Here is a 13,121-nt window from a genome sequence, read left to right as displayed (position 1 = left end):
GAGGAAAGATACAATGAATAGAGTGAATAAAATTATTTCGCTGTTGGAAAATGGCCAACATAATGAAGCGATAGATGAATATAATGTTGTATTAACTAATGGTATGCCAGATGAAAAATTCATGCTTGCAGAAGAATTATTTGAGTTTGGTTTTTTAACAGAAGCAAAATCACTAGTTAATAGCTTGTTAGAAATTTATCCTGAAGAAGGAGAGCTCCTTGTCTTGCTGGGAGAAATATTAGTTGAGGCTGGCGATGACGAACAAGCAATTCTTGAATTAGAGAAAATCTCGGAACAAGACCCCAGTTTTGGACAATCTTTATTGTTATTAGCAGATTTATATCAAGTTCAAGGGCTTTATGAGGTATGCGAAAGAAAGTTACTCCGGGCAAAGCTAATTTTACCTGAGGAAGTCATCATTGATTTTGCACTCGGAGAACTTTACAGTGAACAAGGTGAAGTTTCAAAAGCAATAAAATCATATGAAATTGTTCTAAAGGAACATCAAGAAATTGCCGGAGTAAGTTTACACCAGCGTATTGCAGAATTATTAAGTGCTTCAGGTGTTTTTGAAGAAGCGCTAGAACATTACGACAAGGCATTAGATAATAAACTTGAGATTAATACACTGTTTGGCTATGCCTTTACAGCACTGCAAGCAGGTTACAATCAAACGGCAATAGAAAAGTTCGAGGAATTGAGGGGTCTTGATCCAGAATACCATTCCCTTTATTTACATCTTGCAAAAGCATATGAACGGGAAGAAGATTTAGCAAACAGCCTAAAATCAATTCAAGAAGGAATCAAGCAGGATGAGTTTAATAAGGAATTGTTTTTTTATGGCGGAAAAATAGCCATTAAACTTGGAAAAACAGATCAGGCAGAAAGGTATTTTAGAGAGTCCTTAGCATTGGACCCTGGTTTCACGGAAGCAGCACTCACCTTAAACAAGCTGTTTTTCCATGACGAGCGGTACGAGGATGTCATTGATTTAATTTCACAGCTGGAATATGTTGAAGATGAAGAGCCACAACTCTTATGGGATGCAGCACTTGCATATAATAAATTAGACGAGTTTTCATATGCATTAGACAAATACGAGAGTGCATATACTTTTTTTAAAGATAACGAAGTATTCCTAAATGATTACGGATATTTTTTAATTGAAGAAGGAAAAAACGACCGTGCTGCCGAAGTCTTTAAACAACTGCTAAAAGGTGATCCAACAAATGGAGAGTATCAGGATTTGGTTGAGCGTCTAACAAGCTGAGGAAATTAATAAAAAGCTGAATTCTGCAGAGGAGGGAAACTTTCATGGCAACCCCTGTATCTGTCAACGAGAAGAAGGACTTTATTCGCTGGTTTTTAAATCACTATCAATTAAAAAGAAGAGAATGTGTTTGGATATTAAACTACTTAATGAGCCACGATCAATTAATGGAAAATGTTCATTTTGTCGAGCAAGCACAGTATTGTCCTCGAGGGCTGATTATGTCAACACACTGTGTCGACAAGGTACCGTTTCGCTTTTATAAAGAAAATGTGATGACAACGGATGCTGAAAAATCCTTTCATGATATTAGGCTTAATCGAGATGAGGATATCTTTATTCAATTAAATTTTCATGCCTCCAATCAAGCACATCAATATGCAGCTGTATTAGAAGAAAATCCATTTGTTCCAAAACATCTTCAAGTGAATGAAAAAGATGGTCTTGTAGCCGAACAATTCTTACAGAATAGTATTGAACGCTTTCAACGGGAAAAGCTTCTTCAGTTAATTGACGAAGCGCTAGATAAGCAAGACAAGAGAGCTTTTAGGGCATTGACAGAAAAGTTAAATCACCTGGTGCAGATAGAGAAAAACGGAAGCCTGCAATAAGCGCGCTTCCGTTTTTGTTTTTTTATGAATTATTCTTTTGCTGTTATCAAGGAAAATGATATGATTGTATTAGCTATTTGCAAAGGATTGGTGTAATGAATGAAATGGTTAGCTAAAGAAATTGAAACATATCTAAGTGCAAAGGAATATGTAGATACAGCGGTTATACCCCTATATTCCATATCTTTTGGAAATGAGATGACACAGTCAGCCTCAAGTGCAGAATTTATTTCGTTATTAACAAACTACTTGGAAAGACAATTTACAGGTAGGGTATTATTGTTTCCGCCATTTACATATTTGAAAAATGAAAATTTAAATGATGAATTAACAGAATTGAAGAAATGGGAGGCGAACATAAAAAAAGGTGAATTTAAACATATTTTCTACATTACTTCCGAAAGTGAATGGAAAATGCAAGAAGAAAATCTGGATGGTTCATTGATTTGGCTTCCGTCACTACCACTCGAGCATTTACAGGATTCGCAAAAAATATCTATGATTGAAAGCCAAGTAAAACAGATATTAAGTCTATTTACTCGTAAGTGGAAAGAAAATTTGTAATTCTAAGCTGAATAACATGTTTTTGAAATAGTATGATATTGACCTTAGTTAAAAGTTGATATATCATGGTTATGTCCTAGTTTTATATGTGTTTATTTAATGTCCGATGGACTTAACTTATGAATATAGGGGGGGGGATAAACATGAGTAAGCATCGCGTTTCTAGACGACAATTTTTAAGCTACACATTAACAGGTGTAGGCGGTTTCATGGCTGCTGGTATGTTAATGCCAATGGTTCGTTTTGCGATTGATCCAGTATTAAAAGCAAAAACAGGTGGAGATTATATTGCAACACCGCTAAAAGTCGCCGATATTACTACGGAACCAACGCGGGTTGATTACACGTATGAGCAAGTCGACGCTTGGTACAAGTCTGACGTTACTGAAACTGCTTGGGTCTATAAGGATGAGCAAGATAATATAGTAGCGCTTTCACCTGTATGTAAACACCTCGGTTGTACAGTTGCCTGGGCAACTGATGAGGCACACCAAGACCAATTCTTCTGTCCGTGCCATTATGGCCGCTATACAAAGGATGGAATGAACGTCAAAGGTACTCCGCCAATAGCACCGTTAGATGTATATCCATTTCAAGAAAAAGACGGCTATCTTTATTTAGGTAAAGCAGAGCCACGGAAGGAGGCGTAATCATTGTTAAACAAAATTTACGATTGGGTAGATGAACGACTAGATATTACGCCTTTGTGGCGTGATCTTGCAGACCATGAAGTACCTGAGCATGTTAATCCAGCCCACCACTTCTCTGCGTTTGTTTATTGCTTTGGCGGTTTAACATTTTTTATTACTGTTATACAAATTCTATCTGGTATGTTCTTAACAATGTATTATGTGCCAGATATCAAGAATGCATGGGAATCAGTTTTCTATCTACAAAACGAAGTAGCATTTGGACAAATTGTCCGGGGCATGCACCACTGGGGTGCAAGTTTAGTTATTGTAATGATGTTTTTACATACATTACGCGTGTTTTTCCAAGGTGCCTATAAAAAACCGCGTGAGTTAAACTGGGTTGTCGGAGTTCTTATCTTTTTCGTTATGCTGGCTTTAGGTTTAACAGGTTATTTATTACCATGGGATATGAAAGCATTATTTGCAACAAAGGTTACACTTCAAATTATTGAAGCGGTACCGTTTATCGGTGTCCATCTAAAAACATTACTTTCAGGTCATGAAACAATTGTTGGTGCCCAAACACTTACTCGTTTCTTTGCGATTCACGTGTTCTTCCTGCCTGCAGCATTGCTTGGATTAATGGGCGCGCATTTCATAATGATTCGTAAACAGGGTATATCAGGACCGCTGTAAAAAGTAAATCTTATGACTATCAATAAGTAATTTTCTTATTTTACGAATAAAGGAGGGGGATTGCTCGATGCATCGCGGTAAAGGAATGAAATTCGTAGGTGACTCACGTGTACTTGCACCAGAAGCCCGGACGATGAAAAATATTCCAAAAGATTATTCAGAATACCCTGGTAAAACAGAGGCGTTTTGGCCAAACTTCCTTTTGAAGGAATGGTTGGTAGGGGCAGTATTTCTTGTCGGTTTTTTATGTTTAACGGTAGCACATCCAAGTCCGCTTGAAAGGATTGCTGATCCGTCAGATACTGGCTATACACCAATGCCTGACTGGTATTTCTTATTCTTGTATCAATTACTAAAATATGAATTTGCTGCAGGACCATATACAGTTGTTGGTGCAATGGTTATCCCAGGAATTGCATTTGGTGCCTTGTTATTAGCTCCATTCATTGACCGTGGACCAGAACGTCGTCCAAGCAAGCGCCCATTAGCAACTGGATTTATGTTGTTGGCCATAGCTGCAATTACGTTTTTAACATGGCAGGGTGTTGACGCTCATGATTGGGAAGCAGCAAAAGAATATGGTAAAATCACAGCAGACGTTGAAATCGATAAGGCCAGTGATGGATACAAAATAGCTGGTGAGCAAACCTGTTTGACCTGTCACGGTGAAAATTTACAGGGTAGCGCTGCTGCACCTTCTTTAATTGGCTTAGACCTAACAGTAGATGAAATATCTAAGATTGCAACAGATGGGCAAAACAAAATGCCTGCTGGGATTTTTAAGGGTACTGATGAGGAGCTCCAAAAGCTTTCCGAATTTATCACAGGCCTTGCTGAAGAATAAACGAATAAAAAAAGCTGGCGGTGTATCGTCAGCTTTTTTTACATTAACTGTTCGTACATAAAATTCTAAAAAGAAAAGAGGAGTAGAATTGAGTTGGATTTATCCTCTCCTGGCAAACAGATCCATTCTAAAGTTATTACTAGCAATAAATATAGCGGGAACAGTTTATGGGTATTATTGGTATGGTTGGCAATTAGCAGAAACCCCGGCAATCTTTCTCGTATTTGTTCCTGATAGCCCTACCGCAAGTTTATTTTTTGTATTTGTACTTATTGCATTCCTACTGCGTAAAAACTGGCCGCTTATTGAAGCACTTGCGATTGTCACTTTGTTTAAGTATGGTATATGGGCTGTTGTGATGAATCTGCTCGTATTTCTTGTTCAGGGAGAATTAGATTGGATTGGTGTTATGCTAATTGGGTCGCACTTTGCCATGGTTGTCCAAGGAATTCTCTTTGCCCCCTTTTACCGTTTTAAATGGTGGCATTTACTTGTTACTGCAGTCTGGACTTTACATAATGATGTTATTGATTACGTATTTTTTATGATGCCAAGATATCATATGTTAACTGACTTTAACCAGATGATTGGCTACTTTACATTTTGGCTGTCACTCTTATCGCTAGCAATAGCCTATTATTTGGTTCTTCGTCCTAACCGATATAAACTTAAGATAAAATAGAGATTGTGTCTATAAAAGATGGTCTAACCTTGTCCCACCTTTCATACATTTTAGTAGTAATGATAGGGGGGACAAGGTTTGAAGATCAAATGGTTACTAATAATTGCAATCGTCATCATGCTCGCTCCCATGACAGTTTATGCTAATGAGCAAACGCAGATAGAGAAACTTGATATGATTTCTGATGAGGCTCTTCAAATGATGAAATTTCATAGATATGAAGATGCCAAAAAACTGCTGGATTATTTCTCTGAGCAATTCACTAATATATCCAATGACCATTCATTTACGATGGATGAATTACGAATTGTAACTGTTTCGCATGATGAAGCAATGGAGGCTGCGGTGAACTCCAGTATGGAATACGATGAGCGAGTTACAAAAATGACTAAGTTTCGACTTGTGGTGGATGCTATTTCAACTAGCCATCAGCCCTTATGGATCGAAATGAAGGAACGAATTTTAACTGCATTCCAGCAAGCGAAAGAAGCTGCGAACAGTGGTGATTCTGCACATTTTCATACAAATTTTAATACCTTTTTATCCTTGTACAACATAATTTATCCAAGTATGAAAATAGATGTTTCAGCAGAAAATATACAAAGATTAGATGCTCGAATAAATTTTATTGATGAATATCGTGCTCAAGTTGTCAATAACATGAAAAGCCTGCAGGAATTAGACGGCCTTGAAACCGATCTGAAGGATCTATTTGATAATATGGACGAGGACGAGGCAGACCCTTCATTATGGTGGGTGATCATTTCAACTGGAAGCATTATAATCTTAACACTTTCATATGTTGGTTGGAGAAAGTTCCAAGCCGAAAAGGAAATGAGGAAAAATCGCTCTAGAAGTAATAAGGACTAAAACCATACTACAATAAGATTAAAACAGCACAAACTGAAATGAGGATTTACTATGGTTTTCATTATTTATTTCTTGATTATTATCCTAATTCCTCTCTGGGCGCAGATGAGGGTAAAAGGTACTTTTAAAAAGTATTCACGTGTTGCAAACTCTGCAAGCATTACAGGAGCAGTGGTTGCAAGGGAAGTCCTTAATGCCAATGGTCTATATAGTGTTGGTGTGGAAGAGGGAAGAGGTTATTTGAGCGATCATTATGACCCCAGATCGAAGACGGTTCGATTATCGTCTGACAATTATCATGGACATTCAATTGCTGCAGTTGCGATTGCAGCCCACGAATGTGGACATGCAATCCAGGATGCAGAAAGGTATGCATTTTTACGGTTCCGCCACGCTTTAGTTCCTGTCGCAAATATTAGTTCCAACTTTTCATGGGTTCTTATCATGATTGGGATATTTGCACAAATGAGCGGATTGTTGTTATTAGGTATTATTTTTATGGCAATGGCGGTACTTTTTCAAGTCGTTACGTTGCCAGTGGAATTTAATGCTTCAAACCGTGCAATGGATCAAGTGGTCTCCCTAGGATTAATCCGAAATGTGGAAGAGCGGGATGCAAAAAAAGTATTAAATGCTGCTGCGCTTACATATGTTGCAGCCGCAGCTGTAGCGGTTCTTGAGCTGCTAAGGCTGGTTCTACTATTCACTGGCATGAACCGCAATGACTAGGACCCGTGTATTTAGACAAAAAGCAATGTCCGTGTACCGCGGACATTGCTTTTTTATCTTTCTATAGGTTTTTTATTTTCATCTAAAGTAAACCCTTCACCATGGACATCGTGGACAATACTCACGGAGATAAATGCATGAGGGTCAACGGATGTAACCAAATTTTTCAGTCGAATAATTTCATTTTTGGCGACTACACAGTATAAAACTTCACGTTCTGCTTTTGTGAAGGATCCATACCCCTTTAGTACAGTAACACCGCGGTCCATTTCTTCCATAATTTTTTTGGCAATTTGTTCATTTTTTTCAGAAATTATCATTGCACCTCGTGCGGAGTACGCGCCCTCTAGCATAAAATCAATGACTTTGGCACTGATAAAGACAGCAACTAATGTGTACATGGCTTGTTTATAATTTAAATAGGTAATCACAGACAGTGCAATAACCCCAAGGTCAAATAAGAACATGGTTTTACCCATTCCCCAACCAATGTATTTCTGTACAAGCCTGGCAATGATATCGACGCCGCCAGTCGTCCCGCCATATCGAAAGATAATCCCTAATCCAATTCCCAAAAAAACACCAGCAAACAATGCCGCAAGTGTTAGATCGTCTTGAAGAGGCATATCGATGGGATAACGCTGAAAAATCCACAGAAAAACAGAAAGTCCTACCGTTCCAATTATCGTATAAATGAATGCGTTACGACCAAGTATTTTCCAGCCAATAAAAAAAAGTGGGATATTTAGAATTAAGTTTGAGTAAGACGGATCCCAGTTCCATAGAAAGTAAAATAAAAGGGTAATACCAGTAAAACCTCCTTCAGCTAATTTATTTTGCATATTAAAATTGACGAGTCCAAAGGACATAATCGCTGTACCAATTAAGATAAATAATATATTTCTAATTTTAAGTCCGAATATCATTTAACCTTCCACCTCTACCATAATTTCCCCTCATCCAGCGATATTTATTATATAGAATAAAATATCGAAGGGCAAACGAATTAGAAAAGTTGGTCCTTTATACAAAAATATTTGTAAAAGAGCCATTTTTTAGCTAATGTATTAATATATGTTTTGATTTAATAAAAGAGGTGAAGATGCATGGCAGGTGGAAAGTCAATAAAAGACATGCAGACAGAAGTAGACACATACATCGGTCAATTTAAGGAAGGATATTTCAGTCCGCTTTCGATGATGGCAAGGATGACGGAGGAATTAGGGGAACTTGCTAGAGAAATAAACCATTATTATGGAGAGAAACCAAAAAAGTCGACTGAAGACGAGAAAGCAATAGAAGAAGAAGTAGGAGACATACTATTTGTTCTTATCTGCTTGGCCAATTCTTTGAATATAGACCTAGAAGAGGCACATGATTATGTAATGAATAAATTTAATACAAGGGATAAGGATCGCTGGACGAGAATAGAAGGGAAATGAGAGTGAGGATAAATGAATAGAGTAAAGATTATTATTGCAGGACCACGGGGACGTATGGGAAGTGAAGCAGTTAATCTCGTAATCAATACCGAGCATTTCGAATTAACCGCTGTTATAGATTATAAATTTGGTGGTAAGTTGCTAAATGAAGTAGAAGGATTCAAAAAGATACATAATGTCCCTGTATATTCTAATATTGAAGAATGTCTGCAAACTGAAACAGCGGATGTACTCATTGATTTGACTACACCGGAAGTTGGGATGCATCATGCCCGGACGGCCCTAAGCTATAATGTTAGGCCGGTAGTTGGGACAACAGGTTTTTCTAAAATGGAATTAGAAGAATTAGAATATATTTGCCGGGAAAAAGGGCTGGGTTGTATAATTGCCCCTAATTTTGCCCTCGGTGCTGTTTTAATGATGAAGTTTTCACAGATGGCAGGAAAATATTTTAATGATATAGAGATCATTGAATTACATCATGATCAAAAGTTAGATGCACCATCTGGTACGGCTGTAAAAACGGCAGAAATGATTTCTGCTGCCAGGTCACCTAAAAGCCAAGGTCATCCAAATGAGAAAGAAACAATAAGCGGTGCTCGCGGTGCTGAATTTGATGGAATGCATATCCATTCGGTTCGATTGCCAGGATTAGTAGCACATCAAGAGGTATTATTTGGGTCAGATGGACAAACATTATCCATTCGTCATGATTCCTATAACCGGGCATCTTTTATGTCAGGCGTCAAAATTGCAGTAGACACGGTAATGAAGCTTGATACATTTGTGTATGGACTTGAAAATATTCTAGAATAGGAGCACCAAAAATGAACATAGCACTAATTGCTCATGATAATAAGAAAAATGACCTAGTACAATTTGTAACAGCATACCAGACTATTTTTTCTGAACATAACTTATTTGCAACTGGAACTACGGGTTCTCGGATAAGTGAAGCGACGGGTTTAACAATAACACGTTTTCAATCAGGTCCACTTGGTGGTGACCAACAAATTGGAGCGATGATTGCAAAAAATAATATGGATGTTATCTTCTTTTTCCGTGACCCATTAACTGCACAGCCGCATGAACCTGATGTAACTGCGCTAGTACGCCTTTGTGACGTCTATTCCATACCGCTTGCTACAAATATGGGTACAGCTGAATTACTGATTAGAGGGTTGGCAGAAGGCTTTTTAGAATGGAGAACGATTGTTGCTCAAAAAAATAGTGAAATAGAAGAACGATAAGGACCGTGTTCTAGGAGAATAAAAATGAAAAAACTTAAAATTGGAATTACCTGCTATCCGACCGTCGGAGGTTCTGGTGTAGTGGCAACAGAGCTAGGGAAAATGCTCGCTGAAAAAGGTCATGAAATTCACTTTATTTCATCTAGCATGCCTTTTCGTTTGAACAAGATGTATCATAATATTTTTTATCATCAGGTGGAAGTAAATCAATATTCTGTTTTCCAATATCCGCCCTATGACATTGCCTTAGCAAGTAAAATGGCGGAAGTAGCAAATCGTGAGAATTTGGATGTACTTCATGTTCATTACGCGATTCCACATGCAGTCTGTGCAATATTAGCAAAACAAATGTGCAAAGTAGATTTAAAAATTGTGACTACCCTGCATGGTACCGATATTACGGTTTTAGGTTCTGACCCTTCATTAACTGAAGCAATTAAATTTGGTATTGAAAAGTCAGACACTGTAACTGCAGTGTCAAATGCTTTAATTGACCAAACGTATGAAGTTATTCAGCCCGACAAACAAATTGTGCCAGTCTATAATTTTATTGATAAACGCATTTATAAAAAAACAGATGCAAGCCATTTAAAGAAACAGTTTGAGATTCAAGATGATGAAAAGGTAATCATCCATGTTTCGAATTTTCGACCAGTAAAACGTGTTCAGGACGTTGTAAAAACGTTCGCAAAAATTTCAGCACGTATGCCAGCAAAGCTATTATTGGTTGGAGATGGTCCGGAAATGACCATTGTTTGTAAATTGGTAAAAAAGTTAGGAATAGTGGACAAAGTTCACTTGTTAGGCAAGCAAGAAAATCTGGAAGAATTGTATTCGATAAGTGATTTAATGCTGTTATTATCTGAAAAAGAAAGCTTTGGATTAGTTACACTAGAGGCCATGGCGTGTGGAGTGCCGTGCATTGGAACGAATGTAGGTGGAATGCCGGAAGTCATCCAACATGGGAAAACAGGTTATCTTTGTGAATTAGGCGATATCAATGATATGGCAAACAAAGCAATAACCCTATTAATGGACAAACAGATGCATCAACAATTCGCAAAAGATGCCGAGGCAATTGTAAATACAAAATTTAGGGCTGATCAAATTGTTGACCAATATGAGCAAATATATTTTAGACTAGTGAAAAAAGGTGATTAGAATGAAGGAACCTTTTTTAGCAGCAGTACCTGTGTTACAAAAATTAGAGGATGCAGGTTTTGAGGCCTATTTTGTCGGCGGCTCGGTTCGGGATTTTCTTTTAGACAAAGATATTAATGATGTCGATATTGCTACTTCAGCAACCCCTGAAGAAGTAAAACAGGTTTTTTCAAAAACTGTCGATATTGGCATTGAACATGGAACCGTTCTCGTTTTATATCAAAATGAGTCGTACGAAATTACTACGTTTCGAACGGAAACAGAATATCAGGATTATCGAAGACCAAAAGAGGTAATCTTTATTAGGAATCTCACCGAAGATTTACAACGGAGAGATTTTACGATGAATGCCATCGCGATGGATAAAATAGGTCATTTAATTGATCCCTTTCATGGACAAAGGGCCATTAAAGAACAAATAATTCAGACGGTAGGCCAAGGGGCTGAACGTTTTCAAGAGGATGCATTACGCATGATGAGAGCGGTTCGCTTTGTAAGCCAGCTTTCCTTTCGAATTGAAAATGAAACATTAGCCTCCCTATCAGATCTAGTTCACCTACTTGAAAACATCGCAGTAGAACGCAAGCAGGCAGAGTTTGAAAAACTGCTCTCGGGAATGGATCGCAAAAAGGCATTACAATTAATTATTGAAACCAATATATATTCATATCTACCGGGTTTAGTAAATCAAAAGGATAGACTAACAGAATTACTTGAGTTCGATTGTAACCATTTAAATTCAAGAGAAATGTGGACTCTCCTCGTCTATTGTTTACAGTTAGAGGGTAAAGCAATTGAGGAATTCTTTAGAGACTGGCGGCTACCGCTAAACGAGATTCGGGTCATCCAAAGAATTAGTTATTTTCTAAAAAAGAGGTCGGATTCAACCTGGTCTTTATATGATTTATATGCTGCTACTAAAGAGATTTTCATATCTGCTGAGAAAATATACCTTGTAATAAATGGTATAAAAGATTCAGACACAATTTTCCATTATCTGAGTGTGTATGAAAAACTGCCAATTAAAGAACGATCTGAAATGAATCTGACTGGTAACGATTTAATAGAGTGGTACAACCAAAATGGTGGCCCATGGGTAAAAGATAAGTTACTCTTGGTTGAACAGGCAATTATAGACGGAAATGTGAGCAACGATAAGCGGGTGATAAAGGAGTGGCTAATGGAGTGCAATCACAAATAAGAAAAGACTTACTTGATGCCTTCACAAATGCTGGCGATTCCTATTTATCTGGGCAATATTTAGCTGAATTAGTTGGGTGCTCAAGAACAGCCATTTGGAAGCATATAGAAGAATTACGAAAAGAGGGCTTTGAGTTAGAGGCAGTAAGAAGGAAAGGATACCGGATTTTGAAAACTCCTGAAAAAATTACTGCTGATGAAATCAGACTGGGGTTAACAACAAACTTCATTGGCAAGGACATTCATTATGAAGAGTGTGTTGAGTCGACACAAAGAATTGCTCACCGCTTAGCATATGAGAACGTGCCTGAAGGAACTGTGGTAATTGCTGAAGAACAGCAAGCTGGGCGCGGTCGGATGGATCGTAAATGGCATTCACCAAAGTATACAGGGATCTGGATGAGTGTAATCCTCAGGCCAAATATACCATTAATCAATGCACCCCAATTAACGCTTTTAACAGCGGTTGCCATTGTTCAAGCTATTGAGGAGCATACAGACCTTAACCCGGGAATAAAATGGCCAAACGATATCCTTATCAACGGAAAAAAGGTGACTGGAATCCTAACAGAGCTTCAAGCGGAGGCAGATCGTATAAATTCTATCATTATTGGAATCGGGATGAATGTTAATCAGAGAATAGAAGATTTTCCAATTGAGATTCAGGAGATCGCAACCTCACTGTTCATTGAAAATGGTAAAATAGTCTCGCGTGCAGATATGATCAAAACCATCTTTATGAACTTGGAAAAATTGTATTTACTTTACTTGTCTCAGGGATTTCTTCCAATTAAGCTATTATGGGAAAGCTATGCGATTAGTATTGGAAGGACAATTAAAGCGAGAACATTGATAGATACCATAGTCGGTAAAGCTTTAGGGATTACCGAGGAAGGTGTGTTAAAAATTGAAGACGAACAGGGTGTAATCCATCACGTTTATTCTGCAGATATTGAAATATAAAAATATTTGCAAGATTTGTTGAATCATTACTCTTGCGCTTTACAGCATTTTTTTTTATAATTCCACTAATGGGCGGTATCGATAAAAGAGCTGCACCAATTTCTTTAAAAAACTTAAAAGGTTTCTGCCTAGATCCGTAGTACGGACAGGGACAGAGGGATAGAACACGTAAAAGAGTAATTTAGACCCTCTCTGCTTTTTGAGTTG

General features: G+C 37.7%; 16 protein-coding genes. 15 read left to right on the top strand and 1 reads right to left on the bottom strand.

Features of this window, described 5'->3' with window-relative positions; genetic code table 11:
* Positions 1-13 precede the first annotated feature (13 nt).
* The 9 genes from NSS81_RS03255 to NSS81_RS03215 all read left to right on the top strand — a co-directional run bounded on the left by NSS81_RS03255 (position 14) and on the right by NSS81_RS03215 (position 6,898).
* A complete protein-coding gene (locus NSS81_RS03255; protein ID WP_342432124.1) occupies positions 14-1,270 on the top strand; it encodes a tetratricopeptide repeat protein in 1,257 nt (418 codons plus the stop codon).
* Between the two features lie 44 nt (positions 1,271-1,314).
* Entirely contained in the window at positions 1,315-1,881 is a 567-nt protein-coding gene (locus tag NSS81_RS03250) for a ReoY family proteolytic degradation factor (RefSeq protein ID WP_342432123.1), read from the top strand.
* 99 nt (positions 1,882-1,980) lie between these two features.
* The gene (locus NSS81_RS03245; RefSeq protein WP_342432122.1) at positions 1,981-2,445 is read left to right on the top strand and encodes a YpiF family protein; all 465 of its coding nucleotides are present in this window, start codon (positions 1,981-1,983) and stop codon (positions 2,443-2,445) included.
* Positions 2,446-2,582: 137 nt separating this feature from the next.
* Positions 2,583-3,095 (top strand): ubiquinol-cytochrome c reductase iron-sulfur subunit, encoded by a 513-nt coding sequence (locus NSS81_RS03240; protein WP_342433916.1) that lies wholly within the window; start codon positions 2,583-2,585, stop codon positions 3,093-3,095.
* Between the two features lie 3 nt (positions 3,096-3,098).
* On the top strand, positions 3,099-3,773 hold the full coding sequence (locus NSS81_RS03235) for a cytochrome b6 (protein WP_342432121.1): 675 nt from the start codon (positions 3,099-3,101) through the stop codon (positions 3,771-3,773).
* A gap of 67 nt (positions 3,774-3,840) precedes the next feature.
* Complete coding sequence (locus NSS81_RS03230) at positions 3,841-4,617, top strand: c-type cytochrome (RefSeq protein WP_342432120.1); 777 nt, start codon at positions 3,841-3,843, stop codon at positions 4,615-4,617.
* A gap of 88 nt (positions 4,618-4,705) precedes the next feature.
* Positions 4,706-5,299, top strand: coding sequence for a DUF1405 domain-containing protein (locus tag NSS81_RS03225; RefSeq protein WP_342432119.1), 594 nt, complete (start codon positions 4,706-4,708; stop codon positions 5,297-5,299).
* 78 nt (positions 5,300-5,377) lie between these two features.
* Positions 5,378-6,169, top strand: a complete 792-nt coding sequence (gene ypjB / locus NSS81_RS03220; protein WP_342432118.1) for a sporulation protein YpjB — start codon at positions 5,378-5,380, stop codon at positions 6,167-6,169.
* A 51-nt stretch (positions 6,170-6,220) separates the two neighbouring features.
* Positions 6,221-6,898 carry a zinc metallopeptidase gene (locus NSS81_RS03215; RefSeq protein ID WP_342432117.1) on the top strand — a complete coding sequence of 226 codons (678 nt, stop codon included), beginning with the start codon at positions 6,221-6,223 and terminating at the stop codon, positions 6,896-6,898.
* A gap of 53 nt (positions 6,899-6,951) precedes the next feature.
* Here the strand turns inward: NSS81_RS03215 and NSS81_RS03210 are convergent, their stop codons facing one another.
* Complete coding sequence (locus tag NSS81_RS03210) at positions 6,952-7,824, bottom strand: YitT family protein (protein ID WP_342432116.1); 873 nt, start codon at positions 7,822-7,824, stop codon at positions 6,952-6,954.
* A gap of 180 nt (positions 7,825-8,004) precedes the next feature.
* Here NSS81_RS03210 and NSS81_RS03205 point away from each other — a divergent pair, with 180 nt between their 5' ends.
* The 6 genes from NSS81_RS03205 to NSS81_RS03180 are packed head-to-tail and all read left to right on the top strand — an operon-like array spanning position 8,005 to position 12,914.
* On the top strand, positions 8,005-8,340 hold the full coding sequence (locus NSS81_RS03205; RefSeq protein ID WP_342432115.1) for a nucleotide pyrophosphohydrolase: 336 nt from the start codon (positions 8,005-8,007) through the stop codon (positions 8,338-8,340).
* 12 nt (positions 8,341-8,352) lie between these two features.
* Positions 8,353-9,156, top strand: coding sequence for a 4-hydroxy-tetrahydrodipicolinate reductase (gene dapB, locus NSS81_RS03200; protein WP_342432114.1), 804 nt, complete (start codon positions 8,353-8,355; stop codon positions 9,154-9,156).
* A gap of 11 nt (positions 9,157-9,167) precedes the next feature.
* Positions 9,168-9,590, top strand: coding sequence for a methylglyoxal synthase (gene mgsA / locus NSS81_RS03195; protein WP_342432113.1), 423 nt, complete (start codon positions 9,168-9,170; stop codon positions 9,588-9,590).
* Positions 9,591-9,614: 24 nt separating this feature from the next.
* Positions 9,615-10,751 (top strand): N-acetyl-alpha-D-glucosaminyl L-malate synthase BshA, encoded by a 1,137-nt coding sequence (gene bshA / locus NSS81_RS03190; protein WP_342432112.1) that lies wholly within the window; start codon positions 9,615-9,617, stop codon positions 10,749-10,751.
* Between the two features lies 1 nt (position 10,752).
* Positions 10,753-11,952 carry a CCA tRNA nucleotidyltransferase gene (locus tag NSS81_RS03185; protein ID WP_342432111.1) on the top strand — a complete coding sequence of 400 codons (1,200 nt, stop codon included), beginning with the start codon at positions 10,753-10,755 and terminating at the stop codon, positions 11,950-11,952.
* Positions 11,937-12,914: a biotin--[acetyl-CoA-carboxylase] ligase gene (locus NSS81_RS03180; RefSeq protein ID WP_342433915.1), complete on the top strand. Its 978-nt coding sequence runs from the start codon at positions 11,937-11,939 to the stop codon at positions 12,912-12,914. Before NSS81_RS03185 ends, NSS81_RS03180 begins: the two co-directional genes overlap by 16 nt.
* The last annotated feature ends 207 nt before the right edge of the window (positions 12,915-13,121 follow it).

The sequence above is a fragment of the Neobacillus sp. FSL H8-0543 genome (assembly GCF_038592905.1).
In the GTDB taxonomy this organism is placed as follows: domain Bacteria; phylum Bacillota; class Bacilli; order Bacillales; family Cytobacillaceae; genus Neobacillus.
This window is presented reverse-complemented; position numbering and strand designations above follow the sequence as displayed.

Excerpts from the sequence above, each read along its gene's own strand:
- dapB (WP_342432114.1), top strand. The coding sequence starts at position 8,353 with ATGAATAGAGTAAAGATTATTATTGCAGGACCACGGGGACGTATGGGA.
- bshA (WP_342432112.1), top strand. The coding sequence starts at position 9,615 with ATGAAAAAACTTAAAATTGGAATTACCTGCTATCCGACCGTCGGAGGT.
- NSS81_RS03230 (WP_342432120.1), top strand. The coding sequence starts at position 3,841 with ATGCATCGCGGTAAAGGAATGAAATTCGTAGGTGACTCACGTGTACTT.
- NSS81_RS03215 (WP_342432117.1), top strand. The coding sequence starts at position 6,221 with ATGGTTTTCATTATTTATTTCTTGATTATTATCCTAATTCCTCTCTGG.
- NSS81_RS03205 (WP_342432115.1), top strand. The coding sequence starts at position 8,005 with ATGGCAGGTGGAAAGTCAATAAAAGACATGCAGACAGAAGTAGACACA.
- NSS81_RS03210 (WP_342432116.1), bottom strand. The coding sequence starts at position 7,824 with ATGATATTCGGACTTAAAATTAGAAATATATTATTTATCTTAATTGGT.
- mgsA (WP_342432113.1), top strand. The coding sequence starts at position 9,168 with ATGAACATAGCACTAATTGCTCATGATAATAAGAAAAATGACCTAGTA.
- NSS81_RS03255 (WP_342432124.1), top strand. The coding sequence starts at position 14 with ATGAATAGAGTGAATAAAATTATTTCGCTGTTGGAAAATGGCCAACAT.
- NSS81_RS03185 (WP_342432111.1), top strand. The coding sequence starts at position 10,753 with ATGAAGGAACCTTTTTTAGCAGCAGTACCTGTGTTACAAAAATTAGAG.
- NSS81_RS03245 (WP_342432122.1), top strand. The coding sequence starts at position 1,981 with ATGAAATGGTTAGCTAAAGAAATTGAAACATATCTAAGTGCAAAGGAA.
- NSS81_RS03250 (WP_342432123.1), top strand. The coding sequence starts at position 1,315 with ATGGCAACCCCTGTATCTGTCAACGAGAAGAAGGACTTTATTCGCTGG.